Source organism: Bacillus sp. GW823-FHT06A10, from assembly GCF_058795375.1.
On record NZ_JBXAHT010000001.1, the window covers coordinates 2,022,548 to 2,047,168 of the forward strand.

At 34.2% G+C, this 24,621-nt stretch carries 24 protein-coding genes, 1 pseudogene and 1 riboswitch; of the genes and pseudogenes, 7 read left to right on the forward strand and 18 right to left on the reverse strand.

Going from position 1 to position 24,621, the window contains the following annotated elements; all coding sequences use genetic code 11:
- Window positions 1-275 precede the first annotated feature (275 nt).
- Window positions 276-337, reverse strand: a riboswitch (Fluoride riboswitch).
- Entirely contained in the window at window positions 334-669 is a 336-nt protein-coding gene (locus AC1Q8M_RS10275) for a DUF952 domain-containing protein (RefSeq protein WP_098361042.1), read from the reverse strand. Its footprint overlaps the riboswitch before it by 4 nt.
- Window positions 670-750: 81 nt before the next feature.
- On the opposite strand from AC1Q8M_RS10275, the gene AC1Q8M_RS10280 reads away from it, so the two are divergent.
- Window positions 751-1,476: a hypothetical protein gene (locus AC1Q8M_RS10280; protein WP_098361041.1), complete on the forward strand. Its 726-nt coding sequence runs from the start codon at window positions 751-753 to the stop codon at window positions 1,474-1,476.
- A 116-nt stretch (window positions 1,477-1,592) separates the two neighbouring features.
- Here the strand turns inward: AC1Q8M_RS10280 and AC1Q8M_RS10285 are convergent, their stop codons facing one another.
- Window positions 1,593-3,668 carry a HelD family protein gene (locus AC1Q8M_RS10285; RefSeq protein WP_098361040.1) on the reverse strand — a complete coding sequence of 692 codons (2,076 nt, stop codon included), beginning with the start codon at window positions 3,666-3,668 and terminating at the stop codon, window positions 1,593-1,595.
- Window positions 3,669-3,988: 320 nt separating this feature from the next.
- On the opposite strand from AC1Q8M_RS10285, the gene AC1Q8M_RS10290 reads away from it, so the two are divergent.
- On the forward strand, window positions 3,989-4,834 hold the full coding sequence (locus AC1Q8M_RS10290) for a CPBP family glutamic-type intramembrane protease (RefSeq protein ID WP_098361039.1): 846 nt from the start codon (window positions 3,989-3,991) through the stop codon (window positions 4,832-4,834).
- Window positions 4,835-4,888: 54 nt separating this feature from the next.
- On the opposite strand, the gene AC1Q8M_RS10295 is transcribed toward AC1Q8M_RS10290, so the two are convergent.
- Entirely contained in the window at window positions 4,889-5,269 is a 381-nt protein-coding gene (locus AC1Q8M_RS10295; RefSeq protein WP_065228969.1) for a gamma-glutamylcyclotransferase family protein, read from the reverse strand.
- 25 nt (window positions 5,270-5,294) lie between these two features.
- The gene (recQ, locus tag AC1Q8M_RS10300; protein WP_098211284.1) at window positions 5,295-7,412 is read right to left on the reverse strand and encodes a DNA helicase RecQ; all 2,118 of its coding nucleotides are present in this window, start codon (window positions 7,410-7,412) and stop codon (window positions 5,295-5,297) included.
- A 1,122-nt stretch (window positions 7,413-8,534) separates the two neighbouring features.
- On the opposite strand from recQ, the gene AC1Q8M_RS10305 reads away from it, so the two are divergent.
- From AC1Q8M_RS10305 to AC1Q8M_RS10315, 3 genes are all read left to right on the forward strand, one after another.
- On the forward strand, window positions 8,535-9,158 hold the full coding sequence (locus AC1Q8M_RS10305; protein WP_000287727.1) for a hypothetical protein: 624 nt from the start codon (window positions 8,535-8,537) through the stop codon (window positions 9,156-9,158).
- A 164-nt stretch (window positions 9,159-9,322) separates the two neighbouring features.
- Window positions 9,323-9,679, forward strand: coding sequence for a hypothetical protein (locus tag AC1Q8M_RS10310; RefSeq protein ID WP_000606231.1), 357 nt, complete (start codon window positions 9,323-9,325; stop codon window positions 9,677-9,679).
- A gap of 135 nt (window positions 9,680-9,814) precedes the next feature.
- A complete protein-coding gene (locus AC1Q8M_RS10315; protein WP_000877573.1) occupies window positions 9,815-10,267 on the forward strand; it encodes a hypothetical protein in 453 nt (150 codons plus the stop codon).
- Here AC1Q8M_RS10315 and AC1Q8M_RS10320 read toward each other — a convergent pair.
- From AC1Q8M_RS10320 to AC1Q8M_RS10330, 3 genes and pseudogenes are all read right to left on the reverse strand, one after another.
- Entirely contained in the window at window positions 10,252-10,443 is a 192-nt protein-coding gene (locus AC1Q8M_RS10320; RefSeq protein WP_000502998.1) for a hypothetical protein, read from the reverse strand. The two genes, AC1Q8M_RS10315 and AC1Q8M_RS10320, sit on opposite strands and share 16 nt — an antisense overlap.
- A gap of 186 nt (window positions 10,444-10,629) precedes the next feature.
- Window positions 10,630-10,704 (reverse strand): annotated as a pseudogene (locus tag AC1Q8M_RS10325) (N-acetylmuramoyl-L-alanine amidase C-terminal domain-containing protein); the annotation flags it as partial.
- A gap of 209 nt (window positions 10,705-10,913) precedes the next feature.
- On the reverse strand, window positions 10,914-11,363 hold the full coding sequence (locus tag AC1Q8M_RS10330; RefSeq protein WP_000824876.1) for a DUF6884 domain-containing protein: 450 nt from the start codon (window positions 11,361-11,363) through the stop codon (window positions 10,914-10,916).
- 240 nt (window positions 11,364-11,603) lie between these two features.
- Here AC1Q8M_RS10330 and AC1Q8M_RS10335 point away from each other — a divergent pair, with 240 nt between their 5' ends.
- Complete coding sequence (locus tag AC1Q8M_RS10335; RefSeq protein ID WP_000789485.1) at window positions 11,604-11,792, forward strand: DUF4017 family protein; 189 nt, start codon at window positions 11,604-11,606, stop codon at window positions 11,790-11,792.
- Between the two features lie 28 nt (window positions 11,793-11,820).
- Here the strand turns inward: AC1Q8M_RS10335 and AC1Q8M_RS10340 are convergent, their stop codons facing one another.
- The 4 genes from AC1Q8M_RS10340 to AC1Q8M_RS10355 all read right to left on the reverse strand — a co-directional run bounded on the left by AC1Q8M_RS10340 (window position 11,821) and on the right by AC1Q8M_RS10355 (window position 16,074).
- Entirely contained in the window at window positions 11,821-13,467 is a 1,647-nt protein-coding gene (locus AC1Q8M_RS10340; protein ID WP_086387399.1) for a M3 family oligoendopeptidase, read from the reverse strand.
- A gap of 101 nt (window positions 13,468-13,568) precedes the next feature.
- The gene (gene ppaC, locus AC1Q8M_RS10345; protein ID WP_000416871.1) at window positions 13,569-14,498 is read right to left on the reverse strand and encodes a manganese-dependent inorganic pyrophosphatase; all 930 of its coding nucleotides are present in this window, start codon (window positions 14,496-14,498) and stop codon (window positions 13,569-13,571) included.
- A gap of 160 nt (window positions 14,499-14,658) precedes the next feature.
- Window positions 14,659-15,324, reverse strand: coding sequence for a lytic polysaccharide monooxygenase (locus AC1Q8M_RS10350; RefSeq protein ID WP_098855344.1), 666 nt, complete (start codon window positions 15,322-15,324; stop codon window positions 14,659-14,661).
- Window positions 15,325-15,570: 246 nt separating this feature from the next.
- The gene (locus AC1Q8M_RS10355) at window positions 15,571-16,074 is read right to left on the reverse strand and encodes a GNAT family N-acetyltransferase (RefSeq protein ID WP_001245255.1); all 504 of its coding nucleotides are present in this window, start codon (window positions 16,072-16,074) and stop codon (window positions 15,571-15,573) included.
- A 105-nt stretch (window positions 16,075-16,179) separates the two neighbouring features.
- Between AC1Q8M_RS10355 and AC1Q8M_RS10360 the strand changes: the two genes are divergently transcribed.
- Window positions 16,180-16,821 (forward strand): HD domain-containing protein, encoded by a 642-nt coding sequence (locus AC1Q8M_RS10360; protein ID WP_000875116.1) that lies wholly within the window; start codon window positions 16,180-16,182, stop codon window positions 16,819-16,821.
- A 97-nt stretch (window positions 16,822-16,918) separates the two neighbouring features.
- Here AC1Q8M_RS10360 and AC1Q8M_RS10365 read toward each other — a convergent pair whose 3' ends face one another.
- The 7 genes from AC1Q8M_RS10365 to AC1Q8M_RS10395 form a co-directional block, all read right to left on the reverse strand.
- Window positions 16,919-17,311, reverse strand: a complete 393-nt coding sequence (locus AC1Q8M_RS10365; protein ID WP_001999958.1) for a carboxymuconolactone decarboxylase family protein — start codon at window positions 17,309-17,311, stop codon at window positions 16,919-16,921.
- A 72-nt stretch (window positions 17,312-17,383) separates the two neighbouring features.
- Window positions 17,384-18,874 (reverse strand): alanine/glycine:cation symporter family protein, encoded by a 1,491-nt coding sequence (locus AC1Q8M_RS10370; RefSeq protein WP_098361037.1) that lies wholly within the window; start codon window positions 18,872-18,874, stop codon window positions 17,384-17,386.
- 130 nt (window positions 18,875-19,004) lie between these two features.
- Complete coding sequence (locus AC1Q8M_RS10375) at window positions 19,005-20,489, reverse strand: aldehyde dehydrogenase family protein (protein WP_000920979.1); 1,485 nt, start codon at window positions 20,487-20,489, stop codon at window positions 19,005-19,007.
- A gap of 17 nt (window positions 20,490-20,506) precedes the next feature.
- Window positions 20,507-21,403, reverse strand: coding sequence for a 4-hydroxy-tetrahydrodipicolinate synthase (gene dapA, locus AC1Q8M_RS10380; RefSeq protein ID WP_001169449.1), 897 nt, complete (start codon window positions 21,401-21,403; stop codon window positions 20,507-20,509).
- A gap of 22 nt (window positions 21,404-21,425) precedes the next feature.
- Window positions 21,426-22,367: a proline racemase family protein gene (locus AC1Q8M_RS10385; protein ID WP_001025560.1), complete on the reverse strand. Its 942-nt coding sequence runs from the start codon at window positions 22,365-22,367 to the stop codon at window positions 21,426-21,428.
- Window positions 22,364-23,401 (reverse strand): proline racemase family protein, encoded by a 1,038-nt coding sequence (locus AC1Q8M_RS10390; protein ID WP_001257537.1) that lies wholly within the window; start codon window positions 23,399-23,401, stop codon window positions 22,364-22,366. The genes AC1Q8M_RS10385 and AC1Q8M_RS10390 overlap by 4 nt, the downstream gene beginning before the upstream one ends.
- Window positions 23,398-24,573, reverse strand: coding sequence for an NAD(P)/FAD-dependent oxidoreductase (locus AC1Q8M_RS10395; protein ID WP_001215274.1), 1,176 nt, complete (start codon window positions 24,571-24,573; stop codon window positions 23,398-23,400). The genes AC1Q8M_RS10390 and AC1Q8M_RS10395 overlap by 4 nt, the downstream gene beginning before the upstream one ends.
- Window positions 24,574-24,621 lie beyond the last annotated feature (48 nt).

A 24,621-nucleotide genomic window follows, 5' to 3' on the forward strand; every position in this document is an offset into this window, starting at 1 on the left:
TTTTTACGTTTCATCTTCAAAGTCTATAATGAGTCCTGTTAGAACTGCTTCATTACCAATCGATTGGATCCCGTGACCAATAAAATCCATCTTAAATTCTTCCCACTCTAACTGCTCTTTTGTGATTCATCGTCACATTATGATGAATCACTCATACATTATCTAGAAGTAAAAACCCTAATTCACTTTTCTCTTAAAGAGCACTATTCAAATGTGCTCTTTTTAAGTCTGTTCGAATAAAATTAAAAATCCTACTGATAAACAAAAAATCTCGTTTATCAATAGGATTCATTAGCTATATATAGCAATTATAGCGAACTCCATCGCCTATTACTAAAGTCGAACTGATTTAAGTAATATAAATTCCCCTTTTTCTTTAGAAAATGGAACAACCTCTACAATCGCCTCAACATTAATTACTCCGTAAACATGCGGATATTCTTGACCGTTTGAAGCAAGTTCATATTTTACTTCTGCTTTTAATAGGGCTGGATCAATTGTAAGTAATAAAACACCTTCTTCATGCTTGAAATATTTTTCTGCAACTCTTAAAGCTTGATCTACTAATGAACAATGAATAAATCCCTCTTCTATAAGGGAATCTTCATTAATTTTTCCAATTATTTTTGCGATTTCCCAATTACTTTTCGTAATTACTTTTGTAATCATAGTAACTCTCCCTTTTTAATTTATGTAATGATATAATAACACTAAATTTTCAACACGTTCTTAATAGATTGGGGACTTATAATGGATAAACCTCTCACTACATTACAAACTATTATACATATGAATACAAATGAGCATTGGCATGATTTTATTTGTTACTGTCAGCATCGCGAAGCGGGACTTCGAAAATTAGCTTATAAACATTTAGAGACATTTATTTCCAATGCAAAAACATGGGAATCAAAAGATCAAGAAGAGTTTGCCATTTCGCTGTTTACTATTTTAGATGCATTAAACGAAAAAGATGAGGGCTTAACTTTCTCACTAAATTGTTTTCTAATTGACATTCTATATAGATGGACAGAAAACAACCCGATTGATTCAAGACCTTTTAGATGGATAGGAATTTATATGGACTCTAGCAATAAAGAAGACGATTTAGAAAAATCCCTTCGAAAAGCGATTGAATTAGGTGGTGATACCGAACAAAAAGCCATGATATACCTAGTTTCTAATTACATCAATACTTTAGAATTTGGTACACATGAATTCCCTTCAGGTTATTGCGGAGATTTAAGCGAATGTATAGAAAAACTTCCCTATATGCTTCAATTAACTAATAGAATTCAGAATAAGAACATAAAGGAGCAAAACATTGGTCAAATACAAGAACAACTACACCTTATTCTAGATTGGTTAAAACATACACAAACTCCAGTAGATGCTGTTCGTACATGGGAAAAAGAACAAACTAAGGAATTAGAAAAAAGCATCGTATATCATTTAAACAACAGCTCAAGTCATTAATTCGTCTACCATTTTAATATAAAAAAGAGGATCTTCATACTGTACTAGAAAATCCTCTTTTTATATTTATCCCACATTAGCTTGCAGTAAAACTCCCCACTGATTATAGTTTTACTTTATTTTAATCCTTTAATTAAAGGTGACGCTTCCCCACTATGGAAAATCCATAAGTCATGAAGTGATCTCGTACATCCAACATATAGTAACTTTGCATCATGTTTTGTATTTTTGTAATGTTCCTCATCCACATCAATTAAAAGCACCGCATCAAATTCTAAACCTTTCGCTAAATAGACAGGTACTACTGATATACCACCTTCATATTTACTTTGGTTTGCTTCAATTACGTTTACCGTTAATCCTGCATTTGTTAATTTCACATATATATCACGGCATTCATCTTCTGTTCTTCCGATTACCGCAATTGTTTTCACATCTTCATTTTGCAAATGTTTTACCGTCTTCACAATTTCAGTAAATTGATTTTCTGTACAAATTACTTTCACATCTTCTCCACTGCGGAAGACTGGTGTTGCGAGTCCTACTGGGATTTCTGCATTTTTAATTATTTCATTTGCAAATTCAATAATTTCTTTTGTAGAACGATAACTTCTTGTTAATTCATAATAACCGGTTTCTTGGAATACTTCCTTAAAAGCACTCCAATCTTCAATTCCTTGATAATCATATATCGCTTGCGATAAATCACCTAATATAGTGAAAGAATTACCTAATGTAATTTCTTTTAATACATAAACTTGGAAAGGCGAAAAATCTTGCGCTTCATCAATAACAACGTGATGAAACTTCTGCCCGATTTCAATCCCTGTTATACGATGATGTATGTATATTAAAGCTGGTAAATCTTCTACATACACTTCTTTTTTACGACAACTCTTTTCTGTTTCTTGAACAAGTTCTTCAGGTAATACCTCAAGTATTTCTTTACTTTTTACTATTGAACTATACAGTGATAGAGCACTCATTTTCGGCCAAAACTTCATATATGCGTTCAGTCTCTTAGTCGCTTCTTTTTTAAGTAATTTTTTCTCGTTTGTTTCCCCGAATTTTTTAAGTTCAATTTCAATCCAGCGCTTCATTCGTCCTACTAATCGTTCTCTTCTTTTCTTTAAAGGATAATGTTTATATTCAACTTGCATCCATTTTTTAACGTCTTCCACTGGAATAACAGCTTTATCCCATGCCTCAAAATCTTTTGTTGGCACTAAATCATTTTCAAATTGAGTCATTCTTTCTTCTATAAACGCCTTAAATTCTAGCGTACCTTTTAATTTACCGATCATAATCTTTCTTTCATCGCGATTAATTGAAAAGGCTTCTTTCAATTTTTCTTCTGTCTGCTTTAGTTTCACTGAACCCTCTAACGTACGTAATGCCCAATCTGGAAACGTTGTTTGACTAATATTCCCTACACCTAATTCAGGAAGTACACTCGAAATATAGTCTAAAAACAGACTATTCGGCGCAAATACGATCATTCTCTCAGCTTCTAGCTGCTCACGATATTCATAAATCAAAAAAGCAAGGCGATGTAAAGCGATTGTTGTCTTTCCGCTCCCTGCAACCCCTTGAATAAGTAATGGTAAATTTCTTTCCGCTCGAATAATATCATTTTGTTCCGATTGAATCGTTGAAACAATATCCTTTAGCTTATTATCTTTATTCTCACCTAATCGATATAGAAGAAAATCATCGGCATGCGATACATCTTCATTTCCTTTTACATATGTATCAACAACACGTTCAAGTTCTCTTTTTCGAATAGAAATGTTTCGTTTTAAATACACATCACCTTCTACTAACCCATCTGGTGATTGATAAAATGCTAATTCTTCTCCACCGGTAAATGAATAAAACATACTTGCGACAGGCGCCCGCCAATCAATAATGATTGGCTTCATCGTGTCCATATCCGAAACCCCTACTTTTCCGATATAAATCGGCATAACTTCTTCTTTTCCATCTTCCTGAAAATCTAACCTTCCAAAGTACGGCTCTTGCACACCAATACGTAAGTTTTGTCTATTAGACTCCCTCATACTTTCAAGAATTTGCTCTTTAAAATCTTCTCCATAATAAACCGGGGTTTTTTCAAGCTTATCCAATTGCTCATCCATCGTATGTAAAGTATCCTTCATTTTTTGTAACTCATCTTCAAATATGTTGCTCATTTCGACGATTCCCTCCTGTCCGTTCTAATTTTTCAGTCGAAGTATCATTGTATTAAAAACCCAATCATAAAGTCAATAGTTTCCGTTTAAATTTTCCGAAAAAACTTACTTTTCATCTTTCTAATTTAAAAAGAATATGCAACATCTAAATCACACAAATACACATATAGTATAGTGATGCATACAAAAGATACTACTTTCTATTTGTCTCCTATTCAATTTATCCATTAACAAATATTGTAAAAATCAAAGACTTTAATCAATGGGCGTTTTACTGCCCGCAAATAGTAGGATAAATAAAAGTAAAGGAGGCTCTTCAAATGAATGTCGCGAAAAAGAAATCACTAAAGTTATATTTACTTATTTTTGTATTAACTGTTTTGGCCAGTGGATGGATTGGGGTATTTCTAGATTCTCTTCTAACAAATCAACCTGAAGGAAATACTTTAGGTATGGGGTTATGGCTAATATTACCTTTCCTCGTAAGCATTTTACTTAGAGTTATTAGCCGAGATTGGAATGATTTTGGCATCAAGCCAAATTTGAAAGGAAACTTTATATGGTATTTCACTGCACTACTTATTTATCCATTCGTTACAGTAATAACGATAAGCATATCGCTCATTTTTGGAGTAGCTCATATTGCTAGTTTTGATATATCCACGTTATTGTCACTCATAGTCATGTCTACTATTGGTAACTTTATTAAAAATATTTTTGAAGAGTTTTCTTGGCGTGGTTATTTAACTCCAAAGTTGATTGAACTAAATCTAAATGATTGGTACATTTATATTATTTCTGGTTTAATTTGGGCACTTTGGCATGCTGCATATTATATAGTCTTTTTGCCAAATGAATATTTTGAATCTATCTCAAGATTAAATATGCTTTTATCTGGCTGTATCCTTATGGTTTGTTGGTCAATTATGTATGTTGAAATATATAGACTTACAAAATCCGTCTGGCCATGTGTTATCATGCATGCGATCGAGGATGCTGTTCCTACTGTTTTAGTTACAATAACAGGGATTATTACTCTTACAAACAGTAGTGATTTTTGGTTAAATCCTACTAGCGGGGTCGCTGCTACTGTTTTATTTCTCGGAATTGGAATCGTACTAAGAACTATAAGAATAAAAAGAGAACGACAATTATTCACACAATAAAAAGCAGATAATGAATTCGTCATTATCTGCTTTCCAATTTTTAAAACTACCTTATTATATTTTTTGATACATAAGCCAGTCACCAGAGTCTATCACTTTCTTTAACATCTTTTTATTCTGAGCGATATACACATATGCCTCAATTTCCCTATAAGCAACATATACTGTTTGCGTGATTCGATCATATAAATCAGTCTCCGCATTACCTGTATATTCTTCTAGTTCATCTAACTTACACAATATCTCATCATTTACTACATAAACTTCTCCATACACCTGTTCTTCAATCGAATAAGTCATGGCCGGATATCCTTCATTCGTATCAAATAATTTTCCATATGTCCAAGCTCTGTCTGCGATGCATGTTGCACCTTGCATATAATGAGCATTCGTTTGTCCTCTTCTTAATGTGCCATAAACGAACACATGATACATAAATTCTTAACCCCTTTATATGTCTCTACTTTCTTATTTGTAAATAAGCACGAATCATAAAGTAACTCACTTCATTCGGAAGCTGTTCTTTAATAGATTTCAGCCCACCCTCTGCATTTTGAACGGCAGTTTCAATAAGAGATTCATACTCTGCTGGAACAAAGCTTTGCCAATCTACTTCCATTCCATCCTCATAGCAGCGAATTAAATGGTTTTCAATTGTTTGTCTTGATAAGTTACGTTCTTTTGCAATCTCATTCAAATCAATACCTTGTTTATACATTTCATATGTTTCTAAATGAGAATTTGCGGACGCTTTTCCTGACTTTTTACGCTCTGAAACTACTTCTGTCTTAATCGTTTCAGCATAATTTGGATTTTCCTCAATAAAACGCTGAACTGCTTGTAAGAAGTGCGAGCCATATTTCACAAGTTTGTGTTCTCCGATACCTTTTACCGTCAACAATTCAGAATCATTTTGCGGCATTTTCACACACATATCTTTTAATGTTTGGTCAGAGAAAATAACGAACGGAGGTACACCTTCTCCTTGTGCAATTTCTTTACGTACTTCACGAAGCACTTCAAATAAAGGATGGTCTTGAACAATTTGTCTTGTCTCTACTCGTTCTTTTCGTAAAACATTCTCTTTACCAAGTAATACTTCTTTCCCTTTTTCAGTTACTTTTAACGTCGGATAAGTGCCATGTTCAACTGCAATTAACTCGTCTGAAATTAAAAACTCAATAAACTCACTGACCTCTTTTACACTACGGTTCGATAAAAGCCCATACGTTGGTAAAGTATGAAAATTAAATTCAATAACTTTCTTATTCTTCGACCCAGTTAATACTTGCGCTATCATTTGCTTTCCAAAGCGTTGGTTCGTTCTAATCATGCATGATAAAACCATTTGTGATTCTCTTGTCACATCGATGCTCTCGCGATTGTCTGTACAATTACCACAGCGTCCACAATCTTCTTTCGGTTCTTCTCCAAAGTATTGCAAAATGAATGATTGTAAACATTGTTCTGTATGACAGTAATCGGTCATATTTTGCAATTTTTCAAGTTCATTTGAAAAACGTGATTCTCCAGTTGATTGATCAATTAAAAAACGCTGTACTTGTACATCTTGAGAAGAATATAACAATATACATGTACTATCTAATCCATCACGACCAGCACGTCCTGCTTCTTGATAGTAACTTTCCATATTTTTTGGAAGCTGATAATGAATTACGTAACGAATATTCGATTTATCAATACCCATCCCGAATGCAGATGTTGCTACCATTACACTTACTTCATCTCGTAAAAAGAGTTCTTGTTGCTCATTTCGATCACTATCACTCATACCAGCGTGATATTTTGATACAGAAACTCCTGCCTTCATTAAATCTTCATATAACTGATCGACTACTTTTCTAGTAGCTGCATATATAATCCCAGATTCCTTTTGATTTTGACGAATATAATCCGCCAAATATGCATTTCGATCTTGCCCTTTAATGACAGAAAACGATAAGTTCTCACGCTCAAACGTTGTCATAATTGTATTTTCTTGATTAATTTCAAGTGTGTTACAAATATCATCACGTACTTGCGGTGTTGCTGTTGCTGTTAATGCTAATACGAGCGGCTTTTCTGGAAGATAATCTAATATGCGATGTATATGTAAATAACTTGGACGGAAATCATGTCCCCACTGTGAAATACAGTGTGCTTCATCAATCGCAATCATAGGGATTTTCATATCGATAAGTTGATCAACAAACTCCATCGAATCAAGACGCTCAGGCGCCACATAAAGTAACTTGTAATGTCCTTGTTTCGCTAATTGAATTCGCTGATTTGCTTCTGCAATAGATATAGAACTATTAATATATGTAGCTGAAATGCCATTCTGTACCAATGTATCTACTTGATCCTTCATAAGTGATATTAGAGGCGATATAACCAACGTCGTTCCTTCAAATACTAATGCCGGAATTTGATAACAAATCGACTTACCGCCACCCGTTGGCATAATACAAACCGTATCTTTCCCATCTAGTACATTTTTAATTGTTTCATCTTGTCCTCTTCGAAACGAAGAATAACCAAAGTAGGACGCTAAAAGTTCTTGTGCTTTAGTAAACAAAAAAGAGTCACCCGCTTTTCTTTATCTTTCATCTACTTCTATTATATCAATCACTTATGCGACTTGAAAGGGATGATTAGATGCTTATTGTTTTTTCATTATTCTATGTTTCTTCACTTATTTAATATGAATTAGCATCATTATTTTATATGTTTTACAACATTTATAACGTAAATCCAGTACACAAGAAGAAAGAGTTTCAATTTAAATGTTCATTTTATTTCCCTTTCTTGAATACTACTAATCGTATACATATAAATTCAGGAGGTTGCTATATGAAACATCGTAATATGAGTTCCATCAAGGCAAAAACGAAAACACAAAAACTCCAATTCTCTAATAATGATTCGTGGAAATATGAATCATACTATAAGTACCAGCCATTATTCTCTTATAAAAAGCTTTTTAATTTTCTTTCTCAACTTTTTAGACGTTAATATATGTGCAAGAAATATATCATTCACAGAATTTTTCTCAATATTAAATGTATAGACTTACTACAATTCAGTTGTTACCATATATAATAATCTGTTGGATAAACCCCTTAAGTTGACCTGCTTATATTAGCAGGTCTTTTTCATGATTACATACTTCTGTGTACCTCGATCTCACTTCCAAGTCTTTTCTCCATTTTATAACCATATTTAGATCCCAACAATTAATGATAATCATTAATTGTTGGGATTTAAATTGTTCACATATAATTATGCAATTCTTCTTTCTCAATACACAAAACACATTTTACTTGTTACTATAAAAGTACTCCAGATGAGTTTTTGCTCATCGACATTATCTAGTTAATGGGGCCTGCCGCGGGAAGCAGGTCCCTTTGACTTTATGACGGTACCAATTTCATTTGGACACATTTACCAGGTTTTTTCAAAAGAATTTTATGATAACATTACGTAGTCGAGTCCGACATCTCGGCAATACCCTTTTGAGGGTCTGCAACTTCCCTTACAGACCCTCTTTTACTTTATATTCAATTTATTCATATATACCACAACACCATTCATTGAATTTCTCCATTTCAAATTCCCTAAAAATAATCTAGGACACGTAACTAAAAATAAATCTTCATCATACTTTGAGTTATACATGTTCAAAGGAGTGTTACTATTTATGTATTCTTATTGGCAATCGTATTACTCCCCCTACCATAACCCTTATGTAAACTATGATTTATCCGTACGGAACTACCGAATTAGTAAAAATGAGAATTTTTTAAAAGGGTATATGCGTTCTTTATGGGAACAACACGTCGCTTGGACGAGATTGGCTATTATAAGTATAGTATTTAATTTACCAGATGTTAATGTTACTGTTGGACGACTTCTACAAAACGCAACACATATGGGACTATCACTTGAACCATTTTACGGTGAGGATGCAGTGAAAAAATATAGTGCATTAATTAAAGATCACTTAGTAATTGCAGCGGATCTTGTTAAAGCCGCAAAAGCTGGTAATCAAAATGCAGCGGCCGCTATAGAGAAAAAATGGTACGCTAATGGTGACGCAATTATTGAATTTCTTAACAGTATCAACCCATATATAGATAAAGAAGAATTTAGAAAAATGTTTTATGAACATTTAGCACTAACGAAAGCAGAAGCACTTGCCTTCCTAAATAAAGATTATGAAGCAGGAGTAAAACTTTACGATAAAATTGAAAAAGAAGCATTAGAAATGGCTGACATGATAACAAACGCAATCGTAAAACAATTCCCGCAAGTCTTTCAATAAAGTGAAACTTTAATCAGTGAGGGGTTTGTTCATCCCCCACTGATTATCAGCTCTCACCAATCGGCTTATTTAGTTTTCTCTCCATGATATTTCACCTCTCCTCTTTACATTTAGCTTATATCGATATATTTTATTAATATCCGTTTTTTATAGGAGGAAATAGTTTGATTAACGCGATTGGTCTCGTTTTTATACTTACAAATAAACACGAGAAAAAAAAGAAAGTTTACTTAAATGAAAAATTTGCACTAATAGATATTATTGATTCTAAAGAAGTATTTGATGATGAAGGGAATCCTTTAGTAGAACTAACATGTAAATACAGTATATATTTAGATGAAAAATATTACTGTAAATCTCTCGATGATTATACCGGACAAGTCTTTCCTTTCTTAAGTGCAAAAATAGGAAAAGGTCTTCTAAGAAACTTAAACTACTACTTTTCTTACGTTGATGCCTATGATAAGAAACCACCAGTTAAAGAAATAAGACCACTTATGAAACAAGTAACTAACAGATAGCCAAAAATACAAAAAAAAGAAAGCATCTAACCCTGGATGTTTTCTTTTTTATTAAAAACTCATTAACTTTCATCCTCTTCTAAAAGTATGTATCCAAGCATATTTTAAATTAAAAACATTGGAGGATTAGAGTGAATGAAATACTCAGAAACAATTATAAGCAAACGACTTCGAATACTTAAAATGACGGGTATGTTTTTCATGCTAGTGTTAATAGCATGGATTGGCTATACAAAATTACTTTATGAAAACGGCTTTCTTCAAGAAAAAAAGAATTCAGTAGAAGTAATGAATACTAGCATTACAGGAGAAATAGAGCAGCTTTTTCATATAAACTTGCAAGGTTATCGAAAAACAAGCCTTGATGCTGTTATAGAAGCAAGCAAAACCGATCCAAGCGAACTATCCCTAATTGAATTGGTCAACAAATCCTGCTCGCGAGATTGCATAGGCGAACCAGTAACATATGTAAACTCAAACAATGGATATATCTTTTATAAGGAATCTAATGGAACTAATGTAGCTATAACGGTTAAAAAGAAAGACACATGGGTAATTGTAAAGAAATCTGTTCAAGATGGATTATAATTCCCCCCAAAAAAAGAGTACGTATCGTACTCTTTTTTATTATTAATTCCCTTCCTCTTCATCCCTACAATGGCATTTCGGTTTTGTTTTACAATGACATTTTTCACACTCACATTTCGGTTTCTCTTTGCAACAACATTCGTGAAAATCTCTGCGTTTACATCTACATCTCCCAAACATTAAATCATCCCAAAATTTATTACAATTTCGGGAATGCCCACAATGACAAGTATTCCTCATGAATATACTTCCTCCTAAATAGAATTCATCATATTCTATGTTTGAAAGTATACAAAGGCTTGTATATTAGTCTATTTTCTCCATATCATAAGTAGAGTTAGAAGATTATATAATAATTAGTCTTATCTCACATACTCATAGTACCACTTACGTGAATCTAACCAAGCTGTAAATTTATCGATATTTCCAGACCAATACGTCATACATTTTCTAAAAGTGAAGGCAATTCGTTTTCGATTAAAAAAGAGATGTCACTTCACAAATCGGATTCTTTATTCTCTAAATTGTATTAACTTGAATGGTAACACGAACAAAAAAGCATCACCTTTTTGGCGATGCTTAAAAACTCTATTTTACTTTTAAGTTTCCTAAATAAAGTTTAAGATCATGGTGACCGAAACTATACCTATATTTCCGCCTCCTCCTTCACTGCCTCTTTTAACCTCTGCAACATATACCCAATTCCTTTACACCCCTCTAGCGGATATGTAATCATTTCTTCTGGATATAACTTTGTCACTACTTTTTTATGCTTCTTCCCTGCTAGTAAGACGATTTCGTCAAACTGTAGTAAACTTTTATCTACCATCTGTTTTTGTAATTTCTCTATACTTATTACCTCATCGCTTTTTGAATCAAATGCAAGATCATAGTTTTTTAATACAATATCATTTGGCCTTAAAAATCCATGTTTCGCTGATAATATAACCCAGTTTTCGAAAAACATGGATGCGTACGCCTGACATGCTTTTCCGAACGGACTAATATATACATCTTTTGCTTCCATCGGTCCGTAGTTTGAATGCTTATCCCAAATTTTCTTTTTTCCACATGGAATTATACATAGCCTTTTCATATATATTTCTACTCCCTTAACTTCAATAAATAAAATCCATTATTTTGTACATTTTTCTCTCGAAATACTATATAATAATTCTGAAAGTTTTAATTACACATTTTACCATATAAGTACTAAGGATCACTCTCAATGCAAATATTATAATACCATAAAAATTTTTCTTTTTTTCTTCAAAATAATAAAAATAAATTGTAATATTATGATGTACGAATGAATTTAAAAAGGAGGTTCGTAAAAATGAAAAATATTATCCCTGCACTATTAGTCTATTTTATCGTTTGCGTTATTTCCGTTATCATCCCAGCATCTGAAGGCTACAATTATGTCGGCTGGAAGTTATTTGTTGGGCAAGTGTATGCGATACCTATTTTCTTCATTACTGCGATAATCACATTTTATATAAACAAGAAAAAATCTTACGAATAAACAATTATAAGGATAGCTAACGCTATCCTTATTTTAATTCGTTAATCAAATCTAAAATAGCCCTTGCAGTACTTTGTATCCTTTCTTCCGAAAAGTCAAACGCAACACCTGTATTTTTATATATTTCCTGTATAGATAAATTCCAATCTGAACTCGCTCCCTCTTTAAAGAAAGTAATCGCTTGTTCCGGATTCTCTCGATAAATTTGAAACAATTGAATCGCTCCTATTTGCGCAATTGCATATTCAATTTTATAAAAAGGAAACTGAACAAAGTGAAATGACTCGAACCAACTAGAACCAATTTCATTCTCTACTCCTGCAATATCAACTGATGAATATTGATACCTTTTACATAGTTCAATATATTTCTCATCTCGCTCTTCTGGTGAATGATTTGGATTTGTATAAAGCCAGTGCTGGAATACATCTCCTGAAACTGACGATATTAATAACGATAAAGTACGATATAATTGAACTCGCTGTACTTCTTTATAATCATCCTCTTGCGTATAAAAAATAGTAAGCTTATCCATTAATAATAACTCCAGGCTAAGGGAATAAAGTTCCGCCACCTCTTCACGAAGGTATCTTTCCTGCATACTACTTTCATTGTTAAATTGTTTATGAAAATGTAATGCATGCCCCAATTCATGTATTAATGCATGAATTGCATAAAATGAAGGACTAAAATTAGAATAAATAAAAACGTCTTTACTATGAGGTAAGGTAAAGCAAGCAGCTCCTGATGCTTTATTTTTCCGTTCTTGTACGTCAATTAATCCCGCTTCCCTTATATGAGTAAATTCCTCATGAAAACATGAATCTGTCTTCCGAAACATTTCTTCAACCCCATCCAATAAATCAATGTAATTTTCAAATGAAGATTTTTGCAAATTACAAGGAGCAAGATCCCAAGGACGATACGTTTTTACATCAAGATTCTTTTTAAAAAGACTTCCTAACTGTTTCCAAATTGGTACAACACACTTTTCTATCGACTCATGAAACTTATAACAATCTTCAATACTGTAATCTCTATTTTTTTGTTTAAAGGCATACTCACTATAATTATTAAACCCTGCATTTAAAGCCATCTGATTCCGCAATTGTACGAGTTCCTTCATAATACAATCTATTTCTATTTTTACTATACTTCTTGCTTCGCATAAAGCGTACCAAGCTTTTTCACGAATAGCTCTATTTGGGTTATCTATCCTTGCTTTTACGTATGCATACGTCTTTTGCTCGCCTTCCCAATTAATAGATATGTTAGACATTATTTCTCTATATTTCGTAATAAGTTCTTGCTCTTTAACGGAAAGCGCTATGTTCTTTTCATTAAACATTTCACTCTTCACAAATCTTGCTTTTTTCATAAATCCATATTTCTGCTCATCTAATAAATCAGAAAACGGACAATCTCTAAATTTCTGGTCAAATTTTGCATTGTATCTTTTTAAAAGTGGCTGAATTTCATTTTGGTTATACATATGTATATCACGTATATTACTATCTTTTGTATCTCTATACATAGCGATTAAATTGATCGTTAACTCTTCTTCTATTTCTGCGTTTAAACGCAGCTCCTCCGAAAGCCAGCTCTCTAATTCTGAAACCGACGTAATATTTCGCTCTAAAAGTGACTGTAATTTACTCTCCAAATCATTCAACATACACAATCCTCCCGTTTTTAATTTTCTGTTTTTTAGAGATAAAAAAGGACAAGTAGCCAATCTGACTACTTGTCCTTGCTGTTTATGTGTACTCAATAAAATTAAGCTTGGAATGCTTCTGTTAATACTGGTACGATTTGTTTTTTACGAGATACAACACCTTTTAAAGTAGCTGTGTTGTTTTCTAGTGATACGTTGTATGCTTTCTCAACAACGTTTGCTGCTTTACCGATCGCAAGACCGACAGAATCGTTAGTTAAGATATCAGTTACAACGAATAAGAATAGGTCTAAACCTTTCTCTTCTACTACTGCAGAGATTACTTTTTCAAGTTCCGCTTGGTGTACAAGAACGTCGTTTGTATCAACAGCGTTTACTTGTGCGATTTCAACTTTCGCATTACCCATTTGGAATTCTTTAGCGTCAAGAGAGATTAATTGCTCCATTGTTTTTCCGCTTAAGTCAGCACCAGCTTTTAACATTTCTAAGCCGTAGCTATCAGCATCTACACCAGCGATTTCCGCTAATTCACGAGCAGCTGCTACGTCTTGTTCTGTGCAAGTTGGAGATTTGAATAGTAAAGAATCTGAAATAATTGCAGATAACATTAAACCTGCAACTTCTTTACGAATTGTAACGCCATTTTCTTTGTACATTTTGTTTAAGATTGTAGCTGTACATCCAACTGGCTCACAACGATAGTATATAGGATCGCTTGTTTCAAAGTTAGCAATACGGTGATGGTCAATAACTTCTAACACACGAACTGATTCGATATCGTTAGCACTTTGTTGACGCTCGTTATGGTCAACTAAAATAACGTTGTCCACTTCGCTTGCTACTGTCTCAACAAAACGCGGTCCTTCTACTTTAAAATAGTCTAACGCAAATTGAGTTTCACCGCTGATTTCGCCTAAACGTACAGGCTCAGCATTCATTCCTAATTCTTTTTTCAATTCTGCATAAGCAATTGCAGAACAAATTGCATCTGTATCTGGGTTTTTATGCCCGAAAACTAGTACTTTTTCCATGTTTTCCACCTCTTCATGAAAAGGATATCTTAAAGAAGCAAATATGACAATATTTAAAGCATATTTTTTTATAAATAATTGCACTTTCTTCTATATTTTTCATCATTTTCATAAAAAAAATCATCTAAAATGAATTAGATGATCGAAATATATGTTTCAATTAAAATAGTGTAGGAGTTTGCACTACGTTGTTAAAAGCGAAATTTGAAACTAAGCCATTATTCAAAAGGTTTACATCTATAACTTGATAAAACGCATTTCCAGTGTCTGCAATTTCCCAAACAGCTAAAATAAGATGGTATCCACTACGGTCAGTTGGTACATTTGCTTCGTGCGTTACTGTTGTCCCTGGTCTAGCTCCACCGTCATTTTTCACATAGAATGGCACTAAATCTAAATCTGATCGCGTTAAAGGTTTATTTGGATTCCAACCTTTTTTCGTAATATAATATTTCCACTCTTTTGTACTATGAGGAGCCGTAAGTTTCCACTTGAATGTATTCGTTCCGCCATTTAACGTAACTTTCTTCCACCTATCTACAGTTTGAACATCTAACGCAGGAAAATGACCAGCCCCTGCAATTTGTCCATCAGAAGGTCCTAGTTGCGGAAATCCCCCTATCCCTTCTACACTTTGTGGTTCATATTGAATCGGTCCACAATTTACATTTACCCCTTGCTTACATAAATAAGATCGGCTCGCTGGTGATTCTACATATCCATGAGCTGAAGCCTTTTCTGAAAATCCAAATGTTAATAATCCCGTAAGTAATACGCCACCACTTAAAATAACTTTCTTCATCTTTTGTAAACTATTCTTTTTCATTCTTTCATCCCCTTCCAATAATAAAGCGAAAATAACTATAGTTGCCTAGTCATCTTCTCTACATTTATTATAAGACGAGAATCATTACTAAAAGAACCCTCTAAAAACTTTCTCAAATTCATTTAGTGCGTTAATTAGATTATAATTAACTATTTTAACACCGCCAGAAAAATATAGACTGTGTTAAAAATAGTCGTTTATTATTCACTTACTAATAATTAAGCACTCTCCCCGTTTGATTATACCTTAAATGTTTTTATAATAAATAACCGTAGCATCTAACTTTCCATTCGGAGAAATTGCATACCCTGGTATTGTTCCAACTTCTTGGTAGTCTAGTGATTTGTACAATTTATTGGAAGGATCTCCTTCTCTAGTATCTAATACTAAAAGAGACCTGTTTTCTTGCTTTGCTCGTTCCTCTGCTTTTTGCATAAGCGATCGTCCAATACCGTTACGTCTAAAGTTTGGATGAGTCATTAATTTACAAATCTCGGCTCTATGAATTCCGTTAGGCTTTGTAACTAATTGTAATTGAATACTCCCTGCTACTTCGTTGTTTATTTTAGCCACATACAATATCACTTCTGGCGCTAATACTGTTTGCCAATACTTTGTTGCGTCTTTTTGTTCCAGTGGAGGCAAAAAACCAATTGATGCCCCATCATTTACAACCATTTTCAAAAGTTTCGAAAGTTCTTCCATATCATTTTCTAGTTTCTTAATTTCTTCAATTACTAAATTTCGCATTACTTTTCCCCCTTTTGTTTCATTGTAACAATTTTTAAAGAAGGAATAATGAAATAATAAGATGAATTTATATTAAGATATGATTTTTTTTGAAAGGATAACGATATGAAATATATATTAGATAGAACGTACGCAAAAGAATTACTCAAATGGGCATATGAACAAAACCCGGGCCCTTGGTTTGAACATTCACTACATGTTGCTCATGCAACTGAAAACATAATTATAGAACTTATAAAAAAAGGGTACAAGCTAGATGCTGACATAGCATATAACGCTGCCCTTTTGCATGATATCGGAAGATACAAAGGTTTTACCAAATCGGTCATTCATTCCTATGATGGTTATATGTATATGAATGATTTAGGATATACAGGAAACGCCATTATTTGTGTGACACACTCATTTCCCTGTAAAAATGAACATATAGATATCGCAGCGGAATGGAGTCTCGTTCCTGACCATATGAAAAGCCGATTAGTTGCAATATTGAATGAACATAGTAACTACGACTTATATAATAAAGTAATTACTCTTTGTGACGCTCTTGCTGACGCAGATGGCTTTACTACGCTGGAAAGAAGATTAATTTCCGTTGGTTTGCGTCATGGTACAACATCTCATACATCTTTACATTGGAAAGGGTTTTATGCGATTAAGAAAGAATTAGAAGCTTTAATCGGTAAGAGTATATACACAATTCTTCCTGATGTAGGAAAATCTATTTATGAAGATATAGAATATTAAATTGAATACAAATTGAACCCATCCTAGATAATTTTTATACTCAAATTTAATTTCACATAAAAAACGTTTTAAACATAAAGTTTAAAACGTTTTTTATTCAATGCTTTTGATTTTTCAGTTCTGTTAAACACTCTTGCACTAAAGTTACCGCTTGACTCATCGCAGCTCCGCCAGCAAATGCTGCTGAAACACCACATGCTTCCAGAATCTCTTTATCCGAACATCCTTGATCAAGACAACCTTTTGTATGATAAATTGTACAATACTCATCTTGCGTTGCTAAACTAATTCCTAATGCAATAAGTTGTTTTTCTCTTTTTGTTAAAGCACCCTCTTGAAAACAAGCTTGCGTGAACGCATTATATGTCTCAGCGATTTCAGGAATTTGATTTGTAAAACTACCTATACCTTCTTTATAATGATGTAGAATATCATTTATCGAACTATGTTGCTCATGTTCCATCTTATTCCCTCCAGTCATATTATCCATACCTATTGTAGTATGCGATGAAATGGAGGCAATATACCTTCTTTTAAATTAAGAATTTTCAGTTAATTTACGTTATAATTTTAAATTATCATCTACAATAACTTTTTCTCTAGAACTTTTTCTTTCAACCTCTTTACTTCTTTCTTCCCAAAATGTTAATCCTTCAATCCCCACATTTTTAGGATTAAATACTGGATCTTTCCCTTCTTTTTTCTGCCTTTCATAGTCTTTTAACACTTTTAATGCGATTTTACTTAATAATAGAATCGCGATTAAGTTTAACCATGCCATACTACCGATTCCTAAATCTCCGAGATTCCATAAAAGCGACGCTGATTCAACACTACCGATGTAAACCATAATTAAAAATCCAAATTTTAAAACTGGTTTTAAGCAGCCATACTTCAATTGACGATCTAAATAAGTAAGTGTCGTTTCAGCGATATAGTAATAAGCGAGTAACGTTGTAAATGCAAAAAAGAAAATTGCAATTGAAATAAATATTGGACCAAACCCTGTCATCACAGTTTCAACTGCTTGTTGCGTATAAATTGGACCTGCTTCCACATTTCCTATGTTTTTTACAATAGCGCTTTTCCCTTCAGGTATAACATTATACATACCTGTAATTAATATCATAAGAGCTGTCGCTGTACATACGACAATTGTATCGATATATACGGAAAACGCTTGAACTAATCCTTGTTTTGCAGGATGCGATACTTCAGCAGCAGCCGAACTATACGTCGCTTCTCCGACACCAGCAACGTTTGAAAATACAGCACGTTTTACACCCCATGCAATAGCTGCACCAACAATTCCACCAAACATTTCATTTACACCAAATGCGCTAGAGAAAATTAAAGCAAACATACTTGGGATCTCCGTTACATTCGCAATTAATATGATACATGTAACAATTACATAACCAATTGCCATAAATGGAACAAGCATTTGAGAAACGCCAGCAATTCTCTTTACACCACCAAAAATAATTGCCGCTAGTAACACGACTAAAAATATACCAGTTATATATTTGTTAATACCATTAGAGTTTTCGAATCCAACTGCGATACTACTAGATTGAATACCTGGTAATAACATGCCATATGAAAGTGTTACAACTACCGCTACAATGACTGCAAACCATTTCATTTTTAAACCTTTCTCAATGAAATATGGAGTACCGCCGCGATATTCATTCCCTACTTTACTTTTGTATACTTGAGATAATGTTGATTCAACAAACGCACTCGCTGCCCCTAACAAAGCCATTACCCACATCCAAAATACAGCTCCAGGCCCGCCGAAAGCGATCGCTGTCGCTACCCCTGCAATATTACCAATTCCAACTCTTCCTGATAAGGCTAAACAAAATGCCTGAAAAGATGATATTCCCGTCTCGGAACTCTTTCCTTCAAATAATAGTTTAATCATCTCTTTAAAATAACGAATTTGCAAAAAACGTGTTGCAATCGTGAAATATACGCCTGCCCCTAATGCAAAAACAACTAAACCGATACTCCACACTTGCCCTACTAACCATTCTACTAAATTCTCCATCCAAATCCCCCTTATCATTCTTTTGAAAAGCAATTTTGTATATAAGAAAACGGACAACTATTATCAAACTTTCTAGTTGTCCGCATCTTTCATTATTTCATCCCTCAATTTTTGTCAGTAAAACACCCTATTACTTTATATTTACCCAAACACTTTTCACTTCTGTATAATTATCAAGCGCATATGAACCTAATTCGCGGCCAATACCAGATTGTTTGTATCCACCAAATGGTGCAGCTGCATTTTCTAAGTTATAATCATTAATCCACACTGTTCCTGCTTTTAATTTATTTGCCACTTGATGACCCGTTTTGATATTTTGCGTCCATACACCCGCAGCAAGGCCATAGGATGAGTTGTTCGCTCGTTCAATTACTTCTTCTGTCGAATCAAATGGAAGTACAACAACAACTGGTCCAAATATTTCTTCCTTAACGATTGTCATATCGTCTGTAACATCTGTGAATACAGTTGGTTTAACGAAATAACCTTTTTCAAGCGCACGTTCGCCACCAGCCGCAACTGTAGCACCTTCTTTCTTCCCTTGCTCAATGTAATTTAACACACGCTCTTGTTGTTTCTTAGATACGAGTGGACCCATTTCCGTTCCTTTCTCCATACCTGCTCCAAGTTTTACGTTGTTCGCCATTTTCACAAGTGCATCTACTACAGTTTCATAATGTTTACGATGAACAAATACACGTGATCCTGCGCTACAATTTTGACCATGATTATACATAATACCTTGGAATGCACCATTAATTGCTTCTTCCAAGTCCGCATCTTCTAAAATGATGTTTGGTGATTTGCCGCCAAGCTCTAACGTTACATGCTTAATCATTTCTGCAGACTGACGCATAATATACTTTCCTGTAACAGTAGATCCTGTAAAAGCAACTTTATCAATGTCATGATGATTTACAATTGCTGCTCCTGCTTCAGGACCAAAGCCTGGTACAAAGTTTACAACACCGTTTGGAAATCCAGCCTCTTTAAAGAGTTTTGCTGTATATAGTAAGGATAAAGGTGTTTGCTCTGCTGGTTTTAATACGATCGTACAACCTGTCGCCAGTGCAGCTCCCATTTTCCAAGAAGACATAACGAGCGGAAAGTTCCACGGAATAATCTGACCTACAACACCTACAGGTTCATGTCTCGTGTAATTTAAGTAATCTTTTGAAATTGGGATTGTTTGCCCAATAATTTTTGTAGCCCATCCTGCGTAATAACGATAATTTTCTACAGTCGCTGAAATATCATCATCAAGTGCTACTTGATATGGCTTTCCATTATCTAAAGCTTCTAGTTGCGCTAATTCTTCTCTATGTTCTTCAATTAAATCTGCTAACTTATAAATAAGATGCGCTCTTTCAGCAGTAGTCATTTCTGCCCACGGACCAGATTTAAATGCAGATCTTGCTGCTTTTACTGCAGCATCAATATCCTCTTCTTGCGCTTCACATACGACTGCTAGAACATCTTCTGTTGCTGGATTGTATGTTTCAAACGTCTTTCCGCCAATAGCAGAAACAAATTCGCCATTAATAAACATTTTAATTTCTTCATTTAAAAACGCTTCCACTTTTGGTTTCAGCTCAATATTTGTCTTTAACATTATGTTCTCCTCCTTATTTAAACAGCTGCATGAGCTGCAATATTTGATAAAATCGTTTGAAGCTTTTGATCTTCGTCAACAGTTAATCCTAGTCTTGGATAGCGAGAAGGTCCTCCTGCTTGCCCATGTAATTCCATGGAACGTTTAACGATTTGAACATATTTCCCTGATCCTTCAAGAAACTCGCAAAGTGGTAAAATAGCATCGTTTATTTCCCACGCCTTTTCTAATTCACCATTTTGAAAATGCTCATACATTTTTGTAACGAGACCGGGAACGATATTTCCTGCTACTGAAACCCATCCCGAAGCACCAACTAAATATGATTCCATAACTAAATCTTCAGAACCACAGAAGACTTGGAAAGCCCCTTCACTTTGTCTTACTAAATCTCTCGCTTTTCGAATATCTCCGCTAGATTCTTTAATATGTGTAACATTTTCACACTCTTTTCCAATACGGAGCATTAGCTCTGTACTCATATCGACACCAGAAGTAAATGGGTTATTGTATAGCATAATTGGTATATTTACAGAGTTTGAGATTTCTTTAAAATGAAAATAAATCTCCTCTTCCTTCGGTTTACAATAGTAAGAGTTTATAATTAATGCACAATCCGCTCCGTGCGCTTCTGCATGTTTCGTATATTCAATTGTTTCTTTTGTGGTCTCTGCTGCAGTTCCAACAATGACTGGAATACGGCCATCAATTTCTTTCAACACAGTTTCTACCATTTTAAATCGTTCTTCTTTTGATAAACTTACAAACTCTCCTGTACTTCCATTAATGATAATACCTGCAACCTTTTGTTCGATAAAGTAATTTACATTTTGTTTTACCCCATCCCAATTAATTTCCTGAAATTCATCCATCGGTGTTATTAATACTGGAAATGCCCCTTTAATTTTTTGCATATTTATCTCTCCCTATCACATTTTATTTTAATAAGAATCCTGCCGGAAACGGATCCGTAGGGTCTAATAGAAACGTCTGCATCCCTGTAATAAATCCTCTACTTTCAAAACGGAAAATGTATCCTAGTTCCTCCTTCTTCACTTTTTCCACAGTTATAAAACTATTAAATATACTTTCATTTTTAAAAGGTTTATCCGCCATATAATCATTTTTAAATAATGCATGAACATAGGAAACGATAGTAGAAACAAAACCTGGCGAACGTACGATAAAGTTATCTTCATGAAATGTAATCGACTTTATATGGTTCTTTTCTTTTTGCGAAGGATCTACTAAAATAAGCCTTTTTATTAGCGACTGTTTTTGTATAGCCTGCAGTGTAGCTTCTCCCCATCTTTTCAATTCTGAAATGTTTTCAACACGAATTTCTGGCGAATACGCACCTTTTTCTACAACTGCATATACTTTATCTGCTTGTATGAGAGAATAACTTACATTACCAACCTGTAAATTTTCCTCAATCAAATAGCAAAGTTTGCTTTCAAACGAAACAGATATAACTTCATCATTCTCTACATACGCATGAACTAAAAATATTCCAGATAACGTTTCAATTTTGTATTGATTGGACTCTCTCTTTTTTAAATACCCACTTTCGAGTAACATCGTTATTACCGCAACAATGCCCCCATAATGAAGCGGAATCGAACCTTCATGATTAAAAAATAATACAGCTGCATCCACTTCATTATGGATAGATGGAACGACAATACACCCATTCAAACCGATAAAACCACGTGGTTCATTTAATAAAAGCTTCATCTCTTCTGCTAATTCACCTGAAAATTGTTCATTTAATTGCTCCAAACTGTAGTAGTATTTGCATGGTACGTCTTTCATTACACGAAATGCCTCGCCATTTACATGTACGTCTACTGCTGTATACATTTTTTGAATGTTCATTTTATATCCTCCGTTTCATGTTCCATCGGCGGAATTAGCAAAAATCCTTCTTTGAGTGGATCCATTTCATTGTAAAAAAATTTATGCATACCCATAAGCCAAGCTGATCCCGTAATTTTCGTTATGACAGCTTCAATATTTTCAACATGTGTCGTATTCACGACATATCCTTTAAATAAAGAACCAACGATACTCTCATGAATGAACTCTTCACCAATTTTGATTTCTTTCTGAGCGTATAATACAGCTAGCTTCGCAGATGTTCCTGTACCGCATGGGGATCGATCTATTCCGCCTGGTGGTACAACAACTGTATTTTTCACATGCGCACATTCATGAGTAGCATCTGTATAAAATTCAACATGTGTTAATCCTCTAATAAACGAATACTCTGGATGAATGATTTCAAACTTCTCATTAATTGTGTTTCTTATATGAATCGCCTTATCGATGATTGTAGATGCATTTTCTGGTACTAATTCTAGGCCTACTGACTTCGCATCAATAATGGCATAAAAATTCCCTCCATACGCAATATCAGCCTCTACAGTTCCAATGTCTTTGACGTGTACAGTAATATTTTTCAATAAAAAAGCTGGTATGTTACAGAAAGATACCTCTTTTGCTTTTCCATCTTGAACAGCAATATCTACTTCCACTAAGCCAGCCGGGGTATCTAGTTTTAAAGAAGTAATCGGTTCAACTACTGGAATTAAACCTGATTCAACTAACGCTGTACATACACCGATTGTATCGTGACCGCACATCGGTAAGTATCCACCTGTCTCTATGTATATAACACCTATATCAGCCTCAGGATGACATGGGTCTGTTAATAATGCCCCTGACATTACATCATGACCACGCGGTTCATTCATTAACAATTTTCGAATCCAATCATATTCCTTTTTCATATGTAACATCTTCTCTGCCATCGTCTCTCCAATCAACTTTGGAAGTCCGCTAATTAATGTCCTCGTTGGATTCCCGCCCGTATGTGTATCAATAGTCGTAAAGACTCTTTGTGACCTCATCCGTTTAACACCCTTTCTGTAAAACGACTCAAACGAAGTGGTTCAATAGGAATAATTGTCTCTTTTTCATTTAATAACTCTTCAATTACTTTCCCAGTAACTGCTGCAAGACTAATCCCATCCCCTTCATGTCCAGCGGCAATGAAATAATTCGGAATATGTTCCACTCGTGAAATAATCGGCAAATGATCTTCTGTCCACGGACGTAAACCAGCGTAAGAACGAATTACCATCATATCTGCCATTTTCGGATAAAAGCGAATCGCTCTATTTGCGATACATTTAATGACTTCATTGTTTATTCTCGTATGAAACCCTACAAATTCACGACTACTTCCAATTAAGAAATTTTGACTTTCAGTAGGCTCAAATACGAGCGCAACCCCGTATTTTTCAGTTAAAACATCTACTTTTCTTTTTCCGCCAAATTTAGAAATTAAATAACCGAATTCCATTACTTTACGGCATCCTACATGTTGTTGCCTTGATGCTACTATAATATGCCCTTTTCTCGGTTCAATTGGTATATTTACATTTAACATCTGACCAATCTTAGGAGCCCACACACCGGCTGCATTTACAACTTGTTTTGCTGTAAAAGTACCATTCGTAGTTTCTACAACAAATGAACCATTCGTCTCTATTTTCATACTCTTTACTTCGGTCTGCTTAAAGGCTTTTGCGCCAAACTTTTGTGCCTCTGACAGAAGCGAGAAAGCAAGGAGATATGGATTCACAGTTGAATCCGTCGCACATTCTAAACCGCCTAATAAATCATCAGCAAAAAAAGGCGACTCTTCTCTTATATCTTGCCTATCAAGCATTCGAAACGGTAATCCAGCTTCTTTTTGCCGATCTACCCATTGTTGCGCAGCTTCCATCTCTTCGTCTGACTCACATACGAGAATACTTCCTGGTGCCCTATATTCAAATGAATGCTCTAATTTTTCACTTAAATCAGTTACTAATTTTTGACTTACTAAAGACATTTGACTATCAAATCCCGGATCTTTATCAATGGCCAAAATATTCCCATCACACCGTGAAGACGTCCCGCTGACAAATTCTCCTTTTTCAATGATTGTTACGTCTCTTCCGTATTTTGAAGTGTAATAAGCGATAGAACACCCTATTATTCCACCACCTATAATTAAAACGTCGCAGTGCCTCACAATATACTCCTCCTTTCCCTAAACCTCTCACTTTCTTTTATGCAATTG